The organism is Achromobacter sp. HNDS-1, assembly GCF_040084795.1.
GTDB classification, from domain to species: Bacteria; Pseudomonadota; Gammaproteobacteria; order Burkholderiales; family Burkholderiaceae_B; genus Achromobacter; species Achromobacter ruhlandii.
Map to the genome: position 1 here is coordinate 4,319,605 of NZ_CP157584.1, position 21,460 is coordinate 4,341,064.

Genomic DNA, 21,460 nt, shown 5'->3' on the forward strand with positions numbered 1-21,460 from the left:
GGCGGGCGAGCAGCTTGTCGTGCGGTTCCTTCCCCACAGAGTGTCCATGTCGTTCCGTTCGAATCCCCAGGGGCTCGCCGTTGTCCTCTGAGTCCGCGTTCCCCGAAACCGAAGACCCCCGGGAGGTCCGTCAGGAGCGCGTGGCCGCCTTCCGCGCCGGCGTGCATGCCATCGTGCCCGCCCTCATCGCCACGGCGACGTGGGGCCTGGTGACCGGCGTGGCCATGGTCAAATCGGGCCTGACCGAATCCATGGCGCTGGCGATGACCCTGTTGCTGTACGCCGGCTCGGCCCAGCTCACGTCCCTGCCGCTGATCGCCACCGGTGCGCCGCTGTGGCTGATCTTCGCCGCCGGCTGCGTGGTCAACCTGCGCTTCCTGATCTTCGGCGCGGCGTTGCAACCCTATTTCCGCCACCTGTCCTGGCCCAAGCGCCTGGGGCTGGGCTACTTCACCACCGACATGGGCTTTGTGCTGTTCATGCCGCGCTTTGGCGACGCGGCCGAGCGCGGCACCCGCGAACAGCTCTGGTACTTCATCGGCACCATTGCCCCGGGTTGGTTCGTCTGGCAGACCTCGTCGATCGTCGGCATCTACCTGGGCACCATGGTGCCCACGGGCTGGTCGCTGGACTTCGCGGCGGTGCTGGCGCTGCTGGCCATCACGGTGCCGCTGGCCAATTCCAAGCCCATGCTGATCTCGATGCTGGCCGCGGGCGTGGTCGCCTGGACCGGCCAGGTGCTGCCGCTGCGGCTGGGCCTGGCGGCGGCGGTCATCGCCGGCGTGGTGGCCGGCATGTGGGCCGAACGCTTCTTCAAGGCGCGCGCATGACCCTCTGGCCCTCCGAAATCTACGTCTATTCGGCGATCCTGCTGCTGGCGTTGTGCAGCGTGCTGACGCGCGCCGGCTTCATGCTGTTTGGCGACTATATTCCGCTGCCCGATGGCGTGCGGCGCGCCCTGCGCTATGCGCCCGCCGCCGCGCTCACCGCCATCGTGGTGCCCGATCTGCTGCCCTGGAAGGCGGGGCTGGGGCCGATCTTCGACTACAAGCTGGTCGCCGGCATTGCCGCCATCCTGGTGTTCCTGCGCACCCGCAGCGCCGTGCTGGTCATCGTGGTCGGCATGCTGGTGCTGTGGGGGTTGCGCTGGCTGGCGGGGTGACGGCGGTCATCCGCCCAGCGCGGCGGCGGCTTCCATTTCGGATTTCAGGCCGCTGAGGAAATAGCGCTTGAGGATCAGCCTGGGCAGCAGCCGCAAGGCCGTATTGCGCAGGCCGAAAGCGAGTGCCGAGTCCGGGACATAGACCGGGGCCAGCTTGCGGCTGCGCTGCTGCAGGCTTTCGATCACTGGCCGCAGCCGCCGCTCGTGGGCCGCCAGGGCCTGTTCAATCGGCAGCCTGCCCAATTCCTGCGCGAGCACGTAGGCGCCAGCCAATGCCATCCCCGCGCCCTGTCCAGAAATAAGGGACAGGCTATGCGCGGCGTCACCCGCCAGCAGGATGCGGCCCCGGTGCCAACAGGGCAGTTCGACCAGCGCCAGGTCGTCCATGACGATGGGCGTGTCGTGCGCCAGCATGGCCAGCTGACGCCCGACTTCCGCGTGTGTGCCGCGGGACAGTTCGCGCAGCAGGCCAAGCCGTTGCGGCGCCGCGACCCAACCGTGTTCATGGCTGCGCCATACGTGCAAGGCCGCTTTGCGGCCGCCGCCGAGCCCGTGGTATTCCACCTGGTGGCCGGGGGCTGCGTAGGACACGAAGTCCCGCGCCATGCCAGTGTCGTCCACGGAGTCGTAGGCGGCGTAGCGATAACCCAGCGTGGACAGCGGGGGATCGTCGGCGCCGAACACCTGGGCGCGCAATGCCGAGCGCACGCCGTCCGCCCCGATCAGGAGGTCGGCGCGCAATTGGCTGCCGTCCGACAGCGTGATGTCGACGCCGCCGGGGTCCTGGGTACAGTGGGCGACAGTGGTCGCCAACCGGATCTCGGCGTGGTCGCGCACCGCGCCATGCAGGACCTGCACCAGGTCCGTGCGGCGCAAGGTGATCCAGTCCAGTTCCTTCAGCAATTCGCGATAGCGGATCCGCATGACTTCGCGGCCCCGGCGGTCTCGGTAGATGTTTTCGCCGATCTCGCGTTCCACCGCGCGCAGCGCCGGTACCAGCTCCATGCGGCGCGCGGTCAGCAGGCCCGGGCCGGACAGGCCCATCATGTAGCCGCCATCGCGCAGGTGCGCGGCGCGTTCCGCGATGACGGCGCGCCAGCCGTGCCGCGTCAGCCACCAGGCGCAGGCCAGCCCGGCAACGCCGGCGCCGGCGATGACCACGGTGCGTTCAGACATGTTCGTTCTCCGGGGAAAAGGGCGGCGCCAGGCGCCGCATCAGGGTAGGGAGGGCCAGCAACCCGGCAGCGCCGAAGGCCGCCGCGGCGCCGAAGCTGATGCCATAGCCCCAGTGCTGCGCCAGCCAGCCGGCGGCCACGCCGCCGATCGTGGCGATCATGGCGTCGGCGCACTGGAACAGGGTGAAGTCGACGCCGGCCTGCGCTGGCGAGGCCCGGCCCATGAGGAAGGCGTACAAGGCCACGAAGCCGGTGGCCGCCGTCGCCGCTTTCAGCAACGCCAGCGCCACCAGCCAATGCGGGCCGGCGTGCGGCAGCCAGGATGACGCCAACACGGCGGCCAGGAAAAGGACCAACGCCACGGTCTGCAGGGCCAAGGCCACGACCACCGCCCGCGCCGCCGCGAGGCGCTGCAGGATCAAGGCGCCGAGCAGGGTGCCGGCCAGGCCCGCCACGACCGCGCCGGCTCCATTGATCCAGCCCACCGACGCCAGCGGCACACCGCGATCGAGCAGCAGCAGGGGCGTCATGCCATAGGCCAGCCGGGAGCCGGCCTGGAACACGATCGTGATGACCAGGCCCAGGCGCACGTCGGGGCGGCCCAGCGCATGCGCCAGGCTGGGGCGGTGCGCGGACGGTTGGGCCGTGCGCGCCGGCTCGCGCACCAGGGCGAATGGCAGCGTCAACAGCAGGACCAGTCCTCCCATGGTGGCCGCCGCCACGCGCCAGCCGTAGCTGCCTGCCAGGATGACGAACAGCCCGGCGCCCAGGAACATGCCCAGATAGCTGGAGCCGACCTGAGTGGCGTTGCCCCAGCCGCGTCGGTTCTCCGCCAACTGTTCGACGGCGAACGCGTCGCCGGCGATGTCCACCGTGGCCGCGGTCAACGAAATCAGGCCCAGAATGGCCAGCAGCACGGGCATGGAGGGCTGGCCCAGGCCCGCCAGCAGGAACAGCAGCGCGGCCAGCAACCATTGCCCGGGCAGCACGATGCGGCGGGTGCGCCGCTCGGCATGGCCCGCCGGCAGCCGGTAGCGTTCGATCCAGGGCGCCCACAGGAACTTGAGCGCCCAGGGCAGGAACGCCAGGTAGGCCAGGCCGATCTGGTCCAGCGGCGCGCCGCTGTCGCGCAGCAAGGCGGGCACGCCCTGGAAGGCGATGCCGCTCACCAGGCTCTGGGCCATGCAGATGCCGCCGATGGCGGCGATCACCTGCGCCGTGGGCAGGCGCGCGGGCACATCTGGGCGCATGAAGCCGATCCTAGTATTCGAAGGCGACGTTCAGGCCGACCGTCCGGCCCGGATCGACCTGGGCGAAGTTGCCCATCGGTCCGCCAGCGAAGGCGAAGGTGCGGTAGCGCTTGTCGGTGAGGTTGTTGGCATACAGCGTGGCCTCGACCTGCGGCCGGATGCGCCAGGCCAGGCTGAGGTCTACCAGCGTGTAGGCGTCCTGGCGCAGGGTGTTGGCGATGTCGAAGAACTGCGCGCCGATGCGCCGCACGGCCAAGGTCGGCGACAGCCGCCCGATGCCGGTGTCGAAGTGGCCGCGGGCGCTGGCGGTCAGGCCGTAGCCCGGCGAGAACGGCACCCGGTTGCCGTCGCAGCCCTGGCAGGCGGAGGCGTCGCCGAAGCTGCGGAACGTGGTGTGGTTGACGAAGCCGTCCAGGCCCAGCGTCCACTGCGCCGAGACGTCCCAGCCCAGGTCGAACTCGACGCCCGTGGCGCGGGTGTTGCCGACGTTCTGCAGGTGTTGCTGCCCCATTCCGCCGACATAGAGCTGCGCGTCGCGGATGTCGGTGCGGTAGACGGCGGCGCCCAGGCGCAGCGTGTCGCCGTCATAGCGCGTGCCGACCTCGTAGCTCAGGCCTTTTTCCTTGCCGTAGGGGCGGGCGTCGCTGGGATTGGAGGGCGCCAGGTTGTAGCCGCCCGGTTTGTAGCCCTGCGCGGCGTTGGCGTATGCGCGCCATTCGTGCGACAGCCGGTAGCCGGCCGACAGTTTGCCCAGCACACTGTTGCCCGCGCTGGCGCCTGAACCGCCGAATGGCGTCTGGCCGAAGGTGGAGAAATCCAGCGTCTGGCCGTCATAGCGCGCGGCGGCCTTGTCGTGGGAATAGCGCAGGCCGGCCGACAGGTCGAGCGCATCGGTGGCGTGCCAGGTGGCGTCGGCATAGGCGGCGAGCGATTCGCTGGTGTTGCGCGAGTCGGACTGGTGCGTGTCCAGCGGCATCGGCCCCTGCATCTGGTTGAACACCGCCCGCGATTGGGTGACGCGCTGGCGATACAGGCCCAACACGCCGTCGACGGCGCGCTTGCCGGTGGTGGACACGCGCAGCTCCTGCACCTGCTGGCGCCAGCGCTCGGGCTGGCTGGTGTAGCTGGGGCCGATGGGGTAGTGGCGGTCGTAGTGCAGGGCCTGCCAGGCCGCCACCGCGTTCAAGCGCCAGCCGTCGAAGTCGTAGCGGCCGGTCAGCGACTGGCTATTGCCGCAGCGCTTCTGGTAGAAATCGGCCAGCGACGCCGGCATGCCCGGCGCGGTGTACGCGTGGCTGGCATGGAGATCGTCGAACGGGACGTAGGCGTCCTGGCTGGCGCGGGTGCATTCGCCGCTGACGGCCAGGCCCAGTTCCCACGGACTGCCGGCGGGCGCCAGCCGCAGCCGCGCGGCGCCCGCATTGGCCGAGGCGCCGCCGACATGGCTGGCGCCGGTTGCGGCGTTGTCCAGCCGGCCGGGCGCGTCGTTCGCCACGGCGGTGACCGACCCGTACAGCAGGTTGTCGACCAGCGGCCCGCCGCCGCTGGCCTTGAACAGGTACCCGTCCCGGCTGGCAACGCCGGCGCTGGCGCGGAAATAGGGTTCGTCGCCCGGTTGCCGCGACACGATGTCGAGGACGCCGCCCATGGCGCTCTTGCCGTAGAGCGTGCCCTGGGGGCCCTTCAGCAGCTCGACGCGGTCGACGTCGGTCAGCAGTTGCGAGGTGAACGTCGGCAGTTGCGGCACGCCGTCCACATAGACCGTCAGGGCGGGGTTGTAGAAGTCCTGCGCGGACGTGATGCCGCGAACCGAGATCACTGGGTACAGGAACGAGCCGCTGCTGGACATCTGCACGCCGGGCAGCACGCGCGACAACTGCATGGTGTTGTCGACCTGCGCGGCCTGCAGGGCCTCGGCCGGCACGACGACCACGGCGCCGTTGACGTCGCGCAGCGACTGTTCCTGCTTGCTGGCGGTAACGGTGATGGGGGCCAGCTCGCTGACGGATTGCGCCGCGGCGGGGAGCGCGAGGGCGCATAGCGCGGCCGCCAATGCGGTGTGTCGGAAAGGGAACGCAGTCGTCATGTTGTCGGTCCGGGCTTTCGGTAGAATCATTAATGAGAATTATTGTTGTTTGATAGGCGCCGCGCTGACGTTTTCGGTGCCGCCGTTGTTCAAATCGGGGTCTAAATTTGGATTTCGCCATCGGCGCTATGACGCCCCCCGCCGCCGCGTCTATCGCGCGCGCCGACCATCCGTTGCTGTCGGCGGTGGCCATGCCGCCCGAGTGGATGACGATGCTGCGTTCGGAGTCGCGTGACGACGACCTGGCCCTGACCGTCTGGAGCGGTACGCCTGCGATCGGGCTCAACGTCAACGCCGAAGGCCCGCCGATGTTCTGCATCGCGGTCTTCCTGGATGGCCGTGCGCGCATGTCGATCCAGGGGGGAGAGCCCTTGGCCGTGGGGCCCGGCATGGCCGTGGTGCAAACCGGTGAGCGCGGGACTCGCGGCTGGTTTCACATGCCGGGCAGGCAGAATGTCCGTCTGGTGGACATCCGTTATTCACCTGCCGGGCTGCTGCGCGCCGGCGGCAGGCCGCTGGCCGCGCTGCGCGGCGCTTTCGTGCTCGATCACAGCGTGCCGGCCACGGGATCGCTGATGGCGGGCTTTCCCGCGCCGCCAGGCTTGTTGCGGCTGGCGGCGGATGTGCTTGACTGCCGCCACGAAGACGCCACCGCGCGCCGCCTGTACATGCGCGCCAAGGCGCTTGAAGCCCTGGCCATCGTGCTCGAAACCATGAGCGATGCGGCGGGCGAGCCGCCGGCGGCGCCGCGCGAACGGCGCCAGCTGGCGCAGGCGCGGCGCCTGATAGAAGCCCGCTACGGCGAGGAATGGACAGTATCGCGGCTGGCGCGCGAGGTCGGCCTGAGCGAAAAGAAGCTCAAGGCCGGCTTTCGCCAGGTCGCCGGCCGTTCGGTCCATGCCTATCTGAAATCGGTCCGGCTGGACGCCGCGGCGTCCATGCTGGAGGCCGGTTACAGCGTCACCGACGCCGCGCTGGCCACCGGATTCGGCAACCTGAGCCATTTCAGCAAGAGCTTCCGCCAGGCCAAAGGAGTCGCCCCCAGGCACTGGCTTGACCGCCCCGGCGTCCGGCTGCGCTAAAATTAAGTTATCCACAGCAATCCGGGCCTGGTACTGCCCTCATAAGTATCGAAACCAGAATGCGCCACCTGGCCTGCAAGGCAGGGTGCCGATTGCCCGCGACGCGCTTGCGCTTAGGGTGGTTCGCACGTGGCCGCGCGAGCGTGGCGCGCGTTCCGGTTGTCCCGATGCATATGCATTGCAGTGCTCGCAGCACTCTCGTTTTGTTCTTTTTCACTGGTCCCGGTACTTGCCTAACCCTGATGACTGAATCCACTCAATCCGCAGCACCCACCGCCGAAGCGCCCGCGCCGACGCCCACGTTCTCCGACTTCGGGCTGCATCCCCTGCTGTTGCAGTCGATCGCCGAAACCGGCTACACCACGCCCACCCCGATCCAGGCGCAAGCCATTCCCGTCGTGGTCGAAGGGCGCGATGTCATGGGCGCGGCCCAGACCGGCACCGGCAAGACGGCGGCCTTCACGCTGCCGATCCTGCATCGCCTGATGCCGCTGGCCAACACCAGCGCCTCCCCCGCCCGCCATCCGGTGCGCGCGCTGATCCTCACGCCCACGCGCGAGCTGGCCGACCAGGTCTACGAAAGCGTCAAGCGCTACAGCAAGCAGACGCCGCTGCGTTCCGCGGTGGTGTTCGGCGGCGTCGATATCGGTCCGCAGAAGGAAGCGCTGCGCCGTGGCTGCGAAGTGCTGGTGGCCACGCCCGGCCGCCTGCTCGACCACGTCGAGCAGAAGAACGTGAACCTGAGCCAGGTCGGCATCCTGGTGCTGGACGAAGCCGACCGCATGCTCGACATGGGCTTCCTGCCCGACCTGGAACGCATCATCCGGCTGCTGCCCGCGCAGCGCCAGGGCCTGTTGTTCTCGGCCACCTTCAGCAACGAAATCCGCAAGCTCGGCCGTTCGTACCTGAACCACCCGGTCGAAATCGAAGTCGCGGCCCGCAACGCCACGGCCAACACCATCACGCAGATCGCCTACAAGATGAGCGGCGACCAGAAGCGCGCGGCGGTGGTGCACCTGGTGAAGTCGCGCGGCCTGAAGCAGGTCATCGTGTTCTCGAACACCAAGATCGGCACGGCGCGCCTGGCGCGCGAGCTCGAGCGCGACGGCGTCAAGGCCGAATCGATCCACGGCGACAAGACCCAGGCCGATCGCATGAAGGCGCTCGAAGCCTTCAAGGCCGGTGATCTCGAAGTACTGGTGGCTACCGACGTGGCCGCGCGCGGGCTGGACGTGGCCGGCGTGCCTTGCGTGATCAACTATGACCTGCCGTACAACGCCGAGGATTACGTGCACCGCATCGGCCGTACCGGCCGCGCCGGCGCCTCGGGCGAAGCCATCGCCCTGTTCACCGCCGACGAAGAACGTTTCCTGCTCGACATCGAAAAGCTGATCAAGCGCGAAGTGCCGCGCGGCACGCTGGAGTTGCCCGCCGACCTGGTCGCGCGCAGCCATCATGGCCATGGCCGCCGCGAAGAGCGCGCCGCGTCGCCGCGCGAAGGCGGCCGCGAGCGTGGCCGTTCGTCGGAACGCCGTTCGGGTGGCGGCTCGTCGCGCCAACCGGTGGACGACTTCTTCCTCAAGCCCTACGAACCGTCGGCGCCATCGGCCCCGGCCGAAGAGCCCGACGCCCCGCGCCAGGGTGGCAATTCGTCCGCGCCCAAGCGCCAGATCGCCGTCCTGCTGGGCGGCAGCCGCAAGTAGCGGCAGCGCCGCGCGCCCGCATCGCCGATGCGGCCCGCGCCAATGGAAAAGCGTCCTCGATGGACGCTTTTTTTATTTCAAGACAACGGTGGTGCGGCGTTCATGGGGCGCTTGTCGTCGCTGTATTGATCGGATCCGGGCGTCGCACGCCGGCCGCGATCGAGAACAATGCCGCAAGGATCGCGCAGCCCGTTACCTGGAGAATGCCGGCCTGAGTCCAACCCAGCGTCAATTTCAATTGACCCAGCAAATACCCGGCGAAGGCCGCGGGCACATACAGGCTGGCCACGAACAGGCCGGATGCCTGCGCCGCCTTGGCCCGGCTGACGGATTTGATGATGCCGGCCGACAGGTTGGCATACACCATGCCGCTGATGGCGGCGCCGAAGATGAACGACATGGCGGCGTGCGCGCTCAGCGATTTCTCCAGGTCGGTGAACAGCAGTCCTCCGGTCAACGCGGACAGCAGCAGCGACCCGAACAACAGTTTGCGATAGTCGTAGCGGTCTCCGAGCCAGCCTCCCAGCAGCGATAGCAGGGCGCCCAGGCCGTAGAAGCTGACTGCGCCCGCCGCCTGTTTGGGGCTGAAACCGAGGGCTTCGCGCAGGTAGGTGGGATACAAGCCCAGATAGCCATAGATCGACAGACCGGCGAACGCGGTCGCGATGGCCAGCATGGCCGGCGTGCGCGCCCACAGGCTTGTCCCGGCCGCCGGGCTGGCGGTGTCTTCGGCCTGCGTCGGCAGCGCCTGCGCTTCGCTGAACCAGGGTTTGACCAGCGGCACGATCAGGATGATGGCGATGATGCCCGACAGCCCGAAAACGATGAAGGGCATCTGCCAGTGGCTTGCGGCCAGGATCGCCGCGCCGAGATTGGGACCGATGATGGCGCCGATGCCGAATGTGAAATTCAGCGAGCTCGCGGCGACCGCCCGGTGCTGCAGAAAGTAGCTCGTGCCAATGGCGAGCAGCGCCGTCAGCTGCATGGCTTCGCCCAGGCCGGAAATGAACCGATAGGCCAGCAGGTCCGGCAGTCCTTTCGCATAGGCGGTGAGGAAGGTGGCCACGGAAAAGATGACCAGCCCGATCAGCGTGACGGACTTGCGCGACACCTTGCCCAGCAGATAGCCGGTGGGTATGCCGGCCAGGCCCATGCCCAGCGTGAAGACCGTCGACGCCAGGCCGACCTGCGGCAAGGTCAGGCCCAGGGCGTTGCGGACATCCGTGGCAAGGACTGAAAACAGCTGCCGGTCGATGGCGTTGATGACATATGAGAAAAGCAGTGCGGCGAACATCCCGAGCGCGTAGCGGCGCGTTTGCATGGCAGTCTCCTTTGAATGTCGATGGGCCCTAGGCGAGCGCGCCGCAGCGTCGGGCGAATTCGGCGGGCAGCGCCTCCGGGGAAGTGCCTGTGGCGAGCAGCAGGCGCAGCAGCAGGCGTGCCTTCAGGCCCCCCAGCGCGCCGCCATGGATCAGCCCGCGGGACAGCAGATCCTTCTCCGATCCGGGGAAGGCATAGGCGGCGCGCAGCACCGGACCGGCGGCCACCCGGGTGCTGAGCACGACGGGCATCCGCGCCGCCAGGTCGCCCAGCAGCGGAGCCAGGTGGCCTGGCACATGGCCGGCCCCCATCGCCTCGATGACCGCGCCGCGAAAGCCCAGGTCAGGTAGCGCGGGTAGCAACCTGCCGTCGTCGTCCAGGCCGATACGCAGCAACGCGATGGGCGCTTCCTGCAATGGGCGCGGAAACCGCAGCGCGGGTAGCGGCGTCAGTCGGCCGTGCAGATGCAGGCGCCCCTCGCACAGCGTGCCCAGCGGTCCCCGGCCGGGCGAATGGAAGGCCGACGGCAGCGTGGTATGCGCTTTCTGCGCATGGCGGGCGGCGTGCACCTGGTCGCCAAGCACCACCAGCGCGCCCATGCCGGCCGCCGCGGGGGCGGCGGCCACGGTGACTGCCGCCAGCAGATTGGCGGGCCCGTCGGCGCCCGGCGCCGCCGCGCCGCGCATCGCTCCGGTGACGACGATGGGCAGCGGGCGGCGCGCCAGCAATTCCAGGGCGAAGGCGGTTTCGTCGATGGTGTCGGTGCCCTGGACCACCACCGCGCCCTGGCAGCCGCGGGCGAATCCTTCCTCGATCAAGGCCGCCAGCCGTGCGAGATCTTGCTGCGTCAGGGACGCCCCGGGTTTGTTGGAGAAAGCGATGACCTCCAGGCTGGCCACCGCGGCCAGGTCCGGAACGGCGGCGACCAGGGCATGGGCGTCCAATGCGGGCGCGATGCCGCCATCGGCGCCGGGCGTCATGGCGATGGTGCCGCCAGTGGCCAGCAGGAGAACGCGGGGAAGGTCCATGTTCGGCTCCGGGCTAGGCCTGCTCGGGTTGGTCGGCTTGATTCCGATAGATATCGAGAATGTCGCCGCCGGTGCACAGACATACATCCGGGTGCGACAGGATGTGGTCGTACAGCTCGGCCAGGTAGCGGATGCGATGCGGCGCGCCCGTCAGATAGGGGTGGATCGAGATCGCCATGACCCGCGGGATGCTCGCCCCTTCCCGGTAGAGCTGGTCGAACTGGTCGCGGCCGCGGATCAGCAATTCCTCGGACCGGTGCTGCTGCACGGCGGAGATGACGACATCGTTGAGTTCGACGGTGTAGGGCACCGACAGCATGCTTCCCGTGCGTGTCCTGATGGGCACCGGCTGGTCGTCCAGCACCCAGTCGGCCACGTATTCGATGCCGGCGGCGGCCAGCAGGTCGATCGTGTCATCCGTCTCGGTCAGGCCGGGGCTTTCCCAGCCTCGCGGCGCCTGGCCGGTGACATCACGGATGGCCGCGATCGTGTCGCGGATCGCCGTGGCCTGGTCCGCCACCCGGTGCATCGGTTGCTGCACATGGCCGTGGCCCATGAATTCCCAGCCGGCCGCCAGCGCCGCCTGGCAAGCCTGGGCGTATTCGCGGCAGGCGGTGCCATTGACCGCCAGCGTGGCCTTCAGACCGCGCGCGCCCAAGGTCTCGAGGAAGCGCCAGAAGCCGACACGCATGCCGTACTCGTGCCAGCACCAATTGGGAATGTCCGGCAGCAACGGCTGTCCCATCGGCGGAGGCAGGACGGCGCGCGGCATCGCATGTTGCGGCAGCCAGTTTTCCACGTTGACGATGGTCCAGACGGCAACGCGCGCGCCGTCGGGCAGGACGAATGGGCGACGTTGGGTAATCGGCTCGTAGGCGACGCGATCGCGAGCGGACCAGACGGGCGAGGGGGGATTCATCGGCAGGCTCCATGTGAGGAAACACGCGGGAGCAGTTCACATCTGATTCCATTATTTGGAATTAAATGGAAATCAATGATTCGGTGAAATACTCCAGCAACTGGCGATAAATGCTAGCGTTGCGATAAATTCGCTCGCAACACAACCGAAAATAATTCCACTAATTGGAATAGCATGAACGATTCTCTCGCGCGGGTCGATGGCGCCCAAGGCATTACCCGGGCGGTGCTGGTGCTCAAACTGTTGGCGCGCCAAGCCGATGCCGGCCTGCGGCTGGTCGATCTGGCGCAGGCCGCACAATTGACGCGGCCCACCATGCATCGGCTGCTGAAGGCGCTCGTCGCGCAAGGCATGGCGGTGCAGGATGCCGCGACCCGTCGTTACCGGCTGGGTCCCCTGGTGTTCGAGCTGGGCCTGGCGGCGGCGCATCGTTTCAATCTGCGCGACCTGAGCACGGCCACCCTGGCGGACCTTGCGCGCGTGACGGGCGATACGACGTTCCTGTTTGTGCGCAGCGGCGACGACGCCGTCTGCATCAATCGCATCCAGGGGACCTATCCCGTGCAGACGCCGGCGCTGCCGCTGGGCAGCCGCCAACCGCTGGGGGTCAGCGCGGGCGGCCTGGCGCTGCTGGCGGCGTTACCGGCCGCGGAACAGAAACGCATCATCGAGGCCGTTGCGCCGCGGCTTGGGGCATATGGGGAATTGGACGCCGACGATGTCCGCGCGCATTGCGCGCTGGTGGCAAAGGCTGGCTACGCGCACATCGCCAATCGCGCGGTGCCCGGCATCAGCGCGCTAGGTGTCCCCGTGTATGGCGAGAGCGGTCTGTTGCTGGCCGCTGTCACGGTCGCCGCGACCCACAACCGCATGACGGACGCCCGGGTGCGTGAGATCGTGCCGCTGCTGCGCGGGGCGGCGCAAGCCATCGGCGCCTTGTTGCAGCAATAACGGCGAATTGGGCCGAGCCTCCCCGGGGGCGTGGATCTCCGGTCCGGCGTGGCCGTCAGGCGGCGAGCAGGCGGGGCAAATCGGGTAGCGCCGAGGTGACCGCCGCGCTGCGTTCGTCCAGGCTTTCCAGCAGACGTTCCAGATGGCCGATGTGCGGCAGCATCGGGCCGTAGAACACCACGCGGCCGCCGATCTGGATCAGCAGCGTGGGGAAGTTCTCGACGTCGACCTCGCCCAGCAATTCGGCGTGATCCTCGATGTCGATCCAGGCGAAAACATGCTGCGGCAAGGAGCTGGACAGCGCCCGCAGCTTGGGTTTGTATTCTTCGCAGGTGTCGCACCAGGCGGCGCAGAAACACGCCACCAGCCAGGCCTTGGGCGAGGCCGCCAGTTGGGCGCGCAGGGCAGTGAGATCGGAGCCGGGAACCAGTAATGTCATACGAGCGCGGGAAAGCGTGTTTGACTATCATACCCGGGATGATCACCTTCCATTTCTCCCGCCATGCCTGTCCTGCGCCCTGATACCGAGATGCCCGGCACCGGCCGCTTTGCCCGCAGCATGGGCGGCGTGGCACAGGCCTTCAAGCGCGCGCTGGTGTCGCAGTGCCATCCGACGATGCTGTTCGCGCTGCTGTTGCCCTTCCTGATCGCGCTGGTCGGCGCGCTGCTCCTGTTCTGGCTGTTCTGGACGCCCCTGACCGACTGGCTCGCCGCGCAGGCCTCGCACTGGGACTTCATCAACCGCACCGACGAATGGCTGCTGGCGATGGGGCTGTTCTCGCTCAAGCTCTACCTGGTGCCGCTGGTCGCGGTGTCTATCCTGCTGCCGCTGTCGGGCGTGCTGGGCCTGGCGATCGCGGCGGTTTTCGTCATGCCGCTGGTGCTGCGCCACGTGAGCCAGCGCGAATATGCCGGCCTCAGCCGGCAGGGCAAGCTGGCCACCACCGTCAGCGTCTGGAACGCCGTCTGGGTGTCGGGGGCGTTCGTGCTCGGTTGGCTATTCACCCTGCCGTTATGGCTGGTGCCGCCGATGGCCCTGGTGCTGCCGATCTTCTGGTGGACCTTCGCCTTCTCGCGCATGATGCGGGTCGACGCCATCGTCGAGCACGCCAGCCCGGCCGAGCGCAAACTCATCCTGGAACGCAACAACGGCGGCTTCTGGATCATCGGGCTGATCTGTGCGCTGCTGAACCTGTTGCCGCCAGCCTGGATCATCCTGCCAGTGTTCTCCGCCCTGGTCTATGCGCACTACGGACTGGACGCGGTACAGCGCCTGCGCCAGGAACGCACCATCGACGTCGCCTGACGCGGCGCCGTCGCCCGATCCCTCAACCGCCACTTTCTGGAACCGGACCATGGCAGCAGAATCCGCCTCCCGCCGCATCGGCCTCATCATCGTCGGTGACGAAATCCTGTCGGGCCGCCGGCAGGACAAGCATTTCTCCAAGGTCGTCGAACTGCTCGGCGCGCGCGGCATGCAGTTGGGCTGGGCGGAGTTCCTGCCGGACGACCGCGACACCCTGGTGGCCGCCTACCGGCGCAGCTTTGCCACGGGCGACGTGGTGTTTTCCTGCGGGGGCATCGGCGGCACGCCCGATGACCACACCCGCCAGGCCGCCGCCGCCGCGCTGGATCTGCCGCTGGCCCTGCATCCCGAGGCAGCCGAGGCGATTGCGTTGCGTACCGCCGAAATGGCGGCCAAGGGCCAGGGCACGGCCGACATGAGCGCCCCCGAAAACCAGCAGCGCCTGCAGATGGGCGTGTTTCCGCAGGGCTGCGAGATCGTGCCGAATCCGTACAACCGCATTCCGGGCTTTTTCATCCGCGATCACACCTTTGTGCCCGGCTTTCCGGTGATGGCGTGGCCGATGCTCGAATGGACGCTCGACACGCGCTATCGTGCATTGCAGCATACGCGGCGCCACGCGGAGCACTCGTTCCTCGTATTCAGCATGCCGGAATCGCGCATTACGCCGGCCATGCAGACCGTGGAAACCCGGTGGCCGGGCGTGCGGGCCTTCAGCCTGCCCAGCGTCGGCGAAGCCGGCGGCACGCCCCACATCGACCTGGGGGTGAAGGGGGAACCCGAGGCGGCGGCCGAGGCATTGGCCTTCCTGCGGGCCGAGGTGCTGCGCCTGGGCGGCAAGCTGGCGCCGCCCGGGGCCTGACGCGACGTCGCGGACGAATCGGGGAGCGTCCCCGATTCCGGGACCAAAAAACGGTTGCCAAATGTCCCGGTAAATTTCACAATACGGGAAAGAACTGTTTGCTGCGTTGCCGCAAGTAAGGTTTCTTTCGGTGGCGCCGCGCTAGCCCCTTTCCGTCCCATGTCCCGTCCTTCCTCCACACGCAATGCCCTGGATGCCGAAACCGACGGCGCCTCGGCTCATCCCATCGCCATCCAGGTCATCGAGCGCGCCATGCGCCTGCTTGACGCGCTGGCCGCGCAGCCCGATCCGGTCACGCTCAAGGAGTTGTCCGCGACCACCGGTCTGCATGCCTCCACCGCGCATCGCATCCTGAACGACCTGGTGGTGGGTCGCTATGTCGAGCGGGTGGACAATGGCCTGTACCAGCTGGGCATGCGGCTGCTGGAGCTGGGGTCGCTGGTCAAGGGACGGCTCAACGTGCGCGAGGCGGCCATCGCCGCCATGCGCTCGCTGCACAAGCTCACCGGGCAGACCATCAACCTGTCGGTGCAGCAGGGCGACGAAATCGTCTACATCGACCGCGCCTGGAGCGAGCGTTCTGGCATGCAGGTGGTGCGCGCCATTGGCGGCCGCGCGCCGCTGCACCTGACCTCCACCGGCAAGCTGTTCCTGTCCACGGGAGACGCCCGCCAGGTGCGCGCCTATGCCTTGCGCACCGGCCTGGCCGGCCACACCCGCAACAGCCTGACCGATCTCGACCGCCTCGAGCGCGAGCTGGCGCTGGTGCGCCGCCACGGCTACGCGCGCGACAACGAGGAACTGGAACTGGGCGTGCGCTGCATCGCCGCGGGCATTTTCGATGACACCGGCAAGCTGGTGGCTGGTCTGTCGATCTCGGCGCCCGCCGAACGCCTGCAGGACGAGTGGATCAAGGCCCTGGTGGACACGGCCGCCAGCATTTCCGAGGCGCTGGGCTACGAGCCCTCGGTGTCCAGCGGCTTCAACGGCCTGGGCATGGCGGCGGAAGCGATGCGCACCTGATCGCCTGCGTTGTCGCGGCCATGAAAAAGCCCCCCGGTTTCAGCAACCGAGGGGCTTTTTCATGGCCGTGGCGAAACTATCCGCCAGGCGCGATGCACAGCGCAGGCCCCGCCCGGCGGGGCCCGCCCTGAATTACTGCTGTTCGACGCCTGCCTTCTTGAACAGCTCGGCCCACTGCGGGACCTGTTGCTTGACCTTGGCGTCCAGGGCCTGCGGGTTGGCGTCGGCGGTCAACACCGTGGCGCCCAGCTGCTTCATGCGTTCCTGGAACTTCGGATCCGCCAGGCCGGCCTGCAGGCTCTTGACCAGCTTGTCGACCACCGGCTTGGGCGTGCCCTTCGGCACCCACATGCCATGCCAGATACCCACTTCGAAGCCCTTGAAGCCGGACTCGTCCATGGTCGGCAGCTTGGGCAGGGTGGGCACGCGCTGCAGGCTGGTGACGGCGTAGGCCTTGACCTTGCCGCTGTCGATCTGCTGCGTGGTGTTGGTGGTCTGGTCGCACAGCAGGTCGACCTGCTTGCCCAGCAGGTCGTTCATGGCCGGCGCCGTGCCCTTGTAGGGGATGGTCAGCAGTTGCACGCCCAGGGCCTCGACCAGCATGGTGCCGCACAGGTGGCTGGCGGCGCCGATGCCGGCGTTGGCCAGCGAGACCTTGTCCTTGTTCTTTTTGACGTAGTCGGCCAGTTCCTGGATGTTGTTGGGCGGGAAGTCCGAGCGCGCGATGATGGTCATGGGCACATCGACGACCAGGCCGATGGGCTCGAAACTCTTGTAGGGGTCATACCCCGGATTCTTATACAGCGAGGGCGCCGTCGAGAAGCCGGCGTGCATCAGCAGTACGGAATAGCCGTCCGGCTGCGAGCGGGCCACTTGCGTGGTGCCGATCGTGCCGCCCGCGCCACCCTTGTTTTCGACCACGACGGTCTGGCCCAGCGAGTGCCGCATGGCTTCAGCCAGCGAACGCGCGACGTTGTCCGTCGGACCGCCTGCGGCGAAAGGCACCACCATGTTGATGGGGCGTTCCGGGAATTCCGCGTGGGCGGCGCCGGCCGCGAGCATGGCGCTGGCCGCGAGCAGGGCCGAAAGCGTGCGGGGGATGAGGGTCATGAAGTCTCCAATTGCAGGGTTTTGCTTGCTGCGATGTGTTTTTGACCGCTGACTTATCGTTTGTGTTTATCTGTCATCAGCGTGCAAGCAGTGTAGAAAAGAATTGATACGCCGTCATGTCGGGTATTTCCCGAATCATGGGAAATGCTTGCGTTGGATCAACCCGGCACCGGCGCCTGCACTGTTAATGTGCAAATAGTTGTTGCGTTGCACCAATATTGCTTGACAAGGTTTTTTAGGCCCGTAGAATGTCAATTGTGCAGTGCATCAAACGGGCCGGCGGTAGCTTGTAGTACCAGTTTCCGCGCACGTTCCTTATTTCGTCGCAGACACCATCCTTACTCGCCGGACAGCCTCCGGCTACCCCTAAAAGGAGCAATTCTATGAGCGCTATCCCGCAACAAGTCCTGGACCGTCAAAAAGCCAGCATCAACACTTTCGTGGCCGCCCAGTCGGCCGTGTTCGCCGGCTTCGAAAAGCTGGTCGAACTGAACCTGAAGGTCGTGCGCGCCACGCTGGACGAAGTCGCCCAGAAGTCGCAACAAGCCGCCGAAGTGAAGGACCCGCAGGAAGCCGCGGCGTTCGCCTCCGGCCTGCTGCAGCCGGGCGCCGAAAAGGCCCTGGCCTACACCAAGCACGTGTATGACATCGTCGCCGGCGTGCAGGGCAACCTGGTCAAGCTGACCGAAGAACAGATCGCCGAAGGCCAGCAGCAGCTGACCGAGGCCGTCGAACAGTTCTCCAAGAACGCCCCCACGGGTTCGGAAAGCGCCGTCGCCCTGATCAAGTCCTCGCTGGCCACCGCCAACAGCGCCTACGATTCGCTGACCAAGGCCGCCAAGCAGGCCGCCGAAGTCGCCGAGTCGAACCTGAACGCCGCCGCCAACGCGACCTTCAAGGCCGCGACGGATGCCGCCGACGCCGCCACCAAGGTTGCCAGCCGCAGCCGCCGCAGCGCCGCCTGAGTATTTGGCGCGGCCTTGCTGCGCAAATTGCAGTTATGTAGTACTGTTGAGTGACAGAGCAGAGCTGGAATTAGGGCCACCCTTCGGGTGGCCTCTTTTTTTGCCCTTTTCCCGTGTCGGGGCGGCGGGGCGTGTCTCCACCACGTTGCGGCGCGTCGCGGGGCGGGCGCCTCGGCGGGCTTCCGATGGGGCAGAGGGGCGTCCCCGGCGTTCAGCGGGCGACAGCCCGCACGCACTCGCCCACCAAGGCCGGGCCACGGTAGATCAGGCCGGTATAGAGCTGCACCGCGTCGGCGCCAGCCTGCATCTTTTCCTTGGCCTGCCGGCCCGACAGCACGCCGCCCACCCCGATGATCGCCAGGCTGTCGCCCAGGCGCTCCTTGAGCCGGCGGATTACCGCCAGCGACAGCTCATGCACCGGCGCGCCGGAAAGGCCGCCCGCTTCCTCGGCGTGCGCCATGCCGGCGACGGCATCGCGCGACAGGGTCGTGTTGGTGGCGATGACGCCGTCGATGCCATGGCGCGGCAGCGCGTCGGCAATGGCGTCGATCTGTTCCGTGGTCAGGTCGGGGGCGATCTTCACCGCCATCGGCACGCGGCGCTGGTGCTGGTCTTCCAGCGCGCGGCGCTTGTCCGCCAGTTGCGCCAGCAGGGCCGACAGTTCGTCGCCGCCTTGCAGCGCGCGCAGGTTCTTGGTGTTGGGCGACGAGATGTTCACCGTGACGTAGTCGGCATGCGGGTACACGCCGGCCAGGCCGATCAGGTAATCGTCGGCGGCCCGTTCGATCGGGGTGTCGGCGTTCTTGCCGATGTTCAGGCCCAGGATGCCGCCCTGCTTGCGCCACTGGCTGCGCTGCACGTTGGCCAGGAATGCGTCCAGCCCCTGGTTGTTGAAACCCAGGCGGTTGATCAGCGCGTTGGCGCGCGGCAGCCGGAACATGCGTGGCTTGGGATTGCCCGGCTGCGCCCGCGGCGTCACCGTGCCGACCTCGACGAAACCGAATCCCAGGTTGCCGAGCGCATCGATATAGGCGCCGTTCTTGTCCAGTCCCGCCGCCAGCCCGATGGGGTTGGCCAACTGCATGCCCATCAGGGTGCAGGGCGCCTTGGGCTGCGCCTGCAGCAGCTTGCGCGTGGCGCCGCATTCGTAGGCCCGCTGCAGTCCCGACAGGGTGACTTCGTGGGCGGTTTCCGCGTCCATGGCGAACAGCGCCGGGCGGGCCAGGGGATAGGCGTGGAAGAGGATCGACATGGAGCGGGATTGTAAAGCGTCTTTGGCCGGCCCTGCGGGCCAGGCGCGGCGGCGGATCAGGCCTTGGGGCCGGACGCGGCGGGCGCGGGCCGGTCGCCCCAGGCGCCGTCGACCAGGTACTGGGCGGGATGGAAGCTGGCCTTGTACGACATTTTCTGGCTGTCGGCGATCCAGTAGCCCAGGTAGAGCCAGGGCAGGTTGAGCGTGCGGCATTGCTCGATCTGCCAGAGGATGCTGTAGGTGCCCAGGCTGCCCGCGACGTCCGGGTCGTAGAAGGTGTAGACGGACGACAGGCCGTCGTCGAGCACGTCGATGATCGAGACCATCATCAGTACGCCGGCGGGGTCGCGGAACTCCACCAGGCGGGTGTTGACGCGGCTGGTCAGCAGGAACTGCGCGTACTGGGTGCGGCTGTCCTCATCCATGCCGCCGCCTGGATGGCGGCCCTGCTGGTAGCGGGTATAGAGCCGGTAGTGCTCCGGCGACCAGGCCAATTCGGCCACGAACGATTGCAGGTCGCGATGGTCGCGCCAGGCGCGGCGCTGGCTGCGGTTGGGCGCGAAGCTGGCGGTGTCGACCCGCACCGGCACACAGGCGTGGCAGTTGTCACAATGCGGGCGGTAAGTGAACAGGCCGCTGCGGCGAAAGCCCTGCTCGACCAGTTGCGAATAGGTGCCCGCGTTGATCAGGTGGCCGGGCGCGGCAACCTGCGACCGCGCCTGGCGTCCCGGCAGATAGCTGCAAGGGTAGGGAGCGGTCGCGTAGAACTGCAGCGTGGAGAAAGGTAATTCTTTGAGCTGGCTCATGTGGAATCCCGGCGTCCGGCGCCAAGTCCGTGACGGGGACCACTACATATTAACGCCTAACCCGGCTGGTGATGTGGAGGAGGGCGGCGCGCGGCGCCGCCCGGCGGGAAGGCCGTCAGGCCTGGGCGCCCGGCGCCAGGGGCAGCAGCCGCCCCCCGCTGTCCAGCCGTCCCGGACCCCAGGTGAGCGGCGGTTGCGCGGTGGCGGCGCGTATGTGCTCCAGGAAGCGCGAGCGCGGCACCGGCCGCGCGCCCAGGCTGGCAAGGTGACGGGTCTGCTGCTGGCAATCGATCCACTGCACGCCCTGCGCGCTGACGTAGCGCACCAGGTAGGCCAGCGCGATCTTGGAGGCATTGGGCACGCGCGTGAACATCGATTCGCCGAAGAACATGCGGCCCAGGTTGATGCCATACAGGCCGCCGGCCAGTTCGCCGTCGATCCAGGTCTCGATGCTGTGGACGTAGCCAGCCTCGTGCCACGCTTGATAGGCCTGCCGCATCGCGGCGGTGATCCAGGTGCCCGGCTGGCCGTCGCGCGGCGCGGCGCATTGCGCCATCACCGCCGTGAAGGCTGTGTCGACTCGCACCTCGATGCGCGGCGCGGCCTCATGTTCGTGGTTGGCGATCTGCCGCAGCAGTTTGCGCAGCGAGTGCGACGGCGCGAAGTCCTGGCAGGCCAGCACCATGCGCGGGTCCGGGCTCCACCACAGGATCGGCTCGCCCTCGGAATACCAGGGGAAGATGCCGTTGGAATAGGCCTGGATCAGGCGCGGCGTGGACAGGTCGGCGCCGGCCGCCAGCAGGCCGTCCGGATCCGTCAGGGCGAACTCCGCCGGCGGGAATGGCGTATCGGCGGCAAGCCAGGGCAGCTTCAACGGTGCGATTCTAGGGTGTAGTGGTGAGGGCCGAACGTGCCGCGCTTGCGGTCCTCGAAATAGCGTTGCAACGTGGTCGCCACGGTGCGGAACGCCAGGTCGTCCCAGGGAATGTCGGCCTCGTCGTAGAAGCGGGCTTCCAGGCTTTCCGGGCCGGGATCCAGCTCGGGGCCCAGCACCTCGGCCAGATAGAAGACGTGCACCTGCTCGATCTGCGGCACGTCGATGATGGTGTAGATCTCGCCCAGGCGGATGCGCGCGCCGGATTCCTCCAGCGTTTCACGACCCGCGCCTTGCGCGGTGCTCTCGCCCAGTTCCATGAAGCCGGCCGGCAGCGTCCAGGTGTTGTAGCGCGGCTCGATCGCGCGCCGGCACAGCAGCACGCGATTGTCCAGCACCGGCACCGTGCCCACCACCAGGCGCGGGTTCTGGTAGTGGATCGCGCCGCAGTGGTCGCAGATGTCGCGTTCGCGGTTGTCGCCCTCCGGCACCCGGCGGTTCACGGGCGAGCCACACTGGCTGCAGAAGTTCGCGCGGCGCGGCGCGGGGAAGTATTCGAGGGGCGATTTGGCGGTCATGGCTACGA

Annotated in this window: 21 protein-coding genes; 9 read left to right on the top strand and 12 right to left on the bottom strand. The window is 67.8% G+C overall.

What is annotated here, in order from left to right; all coding sequences use genetic code 11:
• The first annotated feature begins 80 nt into the window (after positions 1 to 80).
• Both ABFG95_RS19985 and ABFG95_RS19990 read left to right on the top strand, forming a co-directional pair.
• Positions 81 to 830, top strand: coding sequence for an AzlC family ABC transporter permease (locus ABFG95_RS19985; RefSeq protein WP_054416522.1), 750 nt, complete (start codon positions 81 to 83; stop codon positions 828 to 830).
• Positions 827 to 1,162: an AzlD domain-containing protein gene (locus ABFG95_RS19990; RefSeq protein WP_348994857.1), complete on the top strand. Its 336-nt coding sequence runs from the start codon at positions 827 to 829 to the stop codon at positions 1,160 to 1,162. Before ABFG95_RS19985 ends, ABFG95_RS19990 begins: the two co-directional genes overlap by 4 nt.
• A gap of 6 nt (positions 1,163 to 1,168) precedes the next feature.
• Here the strand turns inward: ABFG95_RS19990 and ABFG95_RS19995 are convergent, their stop codons facing one another.
• The 3 genes from ABFG95_RS19995 to ABFG95_RS20005 are packed head-to-tail and all read right to left on the bottom strand — an operon-like array spanning position 1,169 to position 5,673.
• On the bottom strand, positions 1,169 to 2,338 hold the full coding sequence (locus ABFG95_RS19995; RefSeq protein ID WP_348994858.1) for an FAD-dependent monooxygenase: 1,170 nt from the start codon (positions 2,336 to 2,338) through the stop codon (positions 1,169 to 1,171).
• On the bottom strand, positions 2,331 to 3,587 hold the full coding sequence (locus tag ABFG95_RS20000) for an MFS transporter (RefSeq protein ID WP_175144744.1): 1,257 nt from the start codon (positions 3,585 to 3,587) through the stop codon (positions 2,331 to 2,333). The genes ABFG95_RS19995 and ABFG95_RS20000 overlap by 8 nt, the downstream gene beginning before the upstream one ends.
• A gap of 10 nt (positions 3,588 to 3,597) precedes the next feature.
• Positions 3,598 to 5,673 (bottom strand): TonB-dependent siderophore receptor, encoded by a 2,076-nt coding sequence (locus tag ABFG95_RS20005; protein ID WP_278990587.1) that lies wholly within the window; start codon positions 5,671 to 5,673, stop codon positions 3,598 to 3,600.
• 128 nt (positions 5,674 to 5,801) lie between these two features.
• On the opposite strand from ABFG95_RS20005, the gene ABFG95_RS20010 reads away from it, so the two are divergent.
• On the top strand, positions 5,802 to 6,755 hold the full coding sequence (locus ABFG95_RS20010; protein ID WP_059269417.1) for an AraC family transcriptional regulator: 954 nt from the start codon (positions 5,802 to 5,804) through the stop codon (positions 6,753 to 6,755).
• A 242-nt stretch (positions 6,756 to 6,997) separates the two neighbouring features.
• The gene (locus tag ABFG95_RS20015) at positions 6,998 to 8,458 is read left to right on the top strand and encodes a DEAD/DEAH box helicase (RefSeq protein ID WP_175144741.1); all 1,461 of its coding nucleotides are present in this window, start codon (positions 6,998 to 7,000) and stop codon (positions 8,456 to 8,458) included.
• 100 nt (positions 8,459 to 8,558) lie between these two features.
• Here ABFG95_RS20015 and ABFG95_RS20020 read toward each other — a convergent pair whose 3' ends face one another.
• The 3 genes from ABFG95_RS20020 to ABFG95_RS20030 are packed head-to-tail and all read right to left on the bottom strand — an operon-like array spanning position 8,559 to position 11,725.
• Positions 8,559 to 9,779 carry an MFS transporter gene (locus ABFG95_RS20020; protein WP_348994859.1) on the bottom strand — a complete coding sequence of 407 codons (1,221 nt, stop codon included), beginning with the start codon at positions 9,777 to 9,779 and terminating at the stop codon, positions 8,559 to 8,561.
• A gap of 28 nt (positions 9,780 to 9,807) precedes the next feature.
• Positions 9,808 to 10,806, bottom strand: a complete 999-nt coding sequence (locus tag ABFG95_RS20025) for an asparaginase (RefSeq protein WP_348994860.1) — start codon at positions 10,804 to 10,806, stop codon at positions 9,808 to 9,810.
• Between the two features lie 13 nt (positions 10,807 to 10,819).
• On the bottom strand, positions 10,820 to 11,725 hold the full coding sequence (locus ABFG95_RS20030) for a polysaccharide deacetylase family protein (RefSeq protein WP_175144739.1): 906 nt from the start codon (positions 11,723 to 11,725) through the stop codon (positions 10,820 to 10,822).
• 174 nt (positions 11,726 to 11,899) lie between these two features.
• On the opposite strand from ABFG95_RS20030, the gene ABFG95_RS20035 reads away from it, so the two are divergent.
• Positions 11,900 to 12,676 (top strand): IclR family transcriptional regulator, encoded by a 777-nt coding sequence (locus tag ABFG95_RS20035; RefSeq protein ID WP_175144738.1) that lies wholly within the window; start codon positions 11,900 to 11,902, stop codon positions 12,674 to 12,676.
• A gap of 55 nt (positions 12,677 to 12,731) precedes the next feature.
• Here the strand turns inward: ABFG95_RS20035 and ABFG95_RS20040 are convergent, their stop codons facing one another.
• Entirely contained in the window at positions 12,732 to 13,115 is a 384-nt protein-coding gene (locus ABFG95_RS20040) for a thioredoxin family protein (protein WP_348994861.1), read from the bottom strand.
• 63 nt (positions 13,116 to 13,178) lie between these two features.
• On the opposite strand from ABFG95_RS20040, the gene ABFG95_RS20045 reads away from it, so the two are divergent.
• The 3 genes from ABFG95_RS20045 (at position 13,179) to ABFG95_RS20055 (ending at position 15,867) form a co-directional block, all read left to right on the top strand.
• Positions 13,179 to 13,982 (top strand): EI24 domain-containing protein, encoded by an 804-nt coding sequence (locus ABFG95_RS20045; RefSeq protein WP_049071675.1) that lies wholly within the window; start codon positions 13,179 to 13,181, stop codon positions 13,980 to 13,982.
• Between the two features lie 49 nt (positions 13,983 to 14,031).
• Positions 14,032 to 14,844, top strand: coding sequence for a molybdopterin-binding protein (locus tag ABFG95_RS20050; RefSeq protein ID WP_049071676.1), 813 nt, complete (start codon positions 14,032 to 14,034; stop codon positions 14,842 to 14,844).
• Positions 14,845 to 15,003: 159 nt separating this feature from the next.
• Positions 15,004 to 15,867: an IclR family transcriptional regulator gene (locus tag ABFG95_RS20055; protein WP_049071678.1), complete on the top strand. Its 864-nt coding sequence runs from the start codon at positions 15,004 to 15,006 to the stop codon at positions 15,865 to 15,867.
• 132 nt (positions 15,868 to 15,999) lie between these two features.
• Here ABFG95_RS20055 and ABFG95_RS20060 read toward each other — a convergent pair whose 3' ends face one another.
• The gene (locus ABFG95_RS20060) at positions 16,000 to 16,977 is read right to left on the bottom strand and encodes a tripartite tricarboxylate transporter substrate binding protein BugD (RefSeq protein ID WP_049071679.1); all 978 of its coding nucleotides are present in this window, start codon (positions 16,975 to 16,977) and stop codon (positions 16,000 to 16,002) included.
• Between the two features lie 383 nt (positions 16,978 to 17,360).
• Here ABFG95_RS20060 and phaP point away from each other — a divergent pair, with 383 nt between their 5' ends.
• Positions 17,361 to 17,942, top strand: a complete 582-nt coding sequence (phaP, locus tag ABFG95_RS20065) for a TIGR01841 family phasin (protein WP_049071680.1) — start codon at positions 17,361 to 17,363, stop codon at positions 17,940 to 17,942.
• Between the two features lie 211 nt (positions 17,943 to 18,153).
• Here the strand turns inward: phaP and ABFG95_RS20070 are convergent, their stop codons facing one another.
• From ABFG95_RS20070 to ABFG95_RS20085, 4 genes are all read right to left on the bottom strand, one after another.
• Entirely contained in the window at positions 18,154 to 19,194 is a 1,041-nt protein-coding gene (locus ABFG95_RS20070; RefSeq protein WP_278990584.1) for a quinone-dependent dihydroorotate dehydrogenase, read from the bottom strand.
• Positions 19,195 to 19,250: 56 nt separating this feature from the next.
• Positions 19,251 to 20,000: an arginyltransferase gene (locus ABFG95_RS20075; RefSeq protein ID WP_059269419.1), complete on the bottom strand. Its 750-nt coding sequence runs from the start codon at positions 19,998 to 20,000 to the stop codon at positions 19,251 to 19,253.
• A 115-nt stretch (positions 20,001 to 20,115) separates the two neighbouring features.
• Positions 20,116 to 20,874, bottom strand: coding sequence for a leucyl/phenylalanyl-tRNA--protein transferase (gene aat / locus ABFG95_RS20080; protein ID WP_278990583.1), 759 nt, complete (start codon positions 20,872 to 20,874; stop codon positions 20,116 to 20,118).
• Positions 20,871 to 21,452 carry an NUDIX hydrolase gene (locus tag ABFG95_RS20085; RefSeq protein ID WP_006393199.1) on the bottom strand — a complete coding sequence of 194 codons (582 nt, stop codon included), beginning with the start codon at positions 21,450 to 21,452 and terminating at the stop codon, positions 20,871 to 20,873. The genes aat and ABFG95_RS20085 overlap by 4 nt, the downstream gene beginning before the upstream one ends.
• Between the last annotated feature and the right edge of the window lie 8 nt (positions 21,453 to 21,460).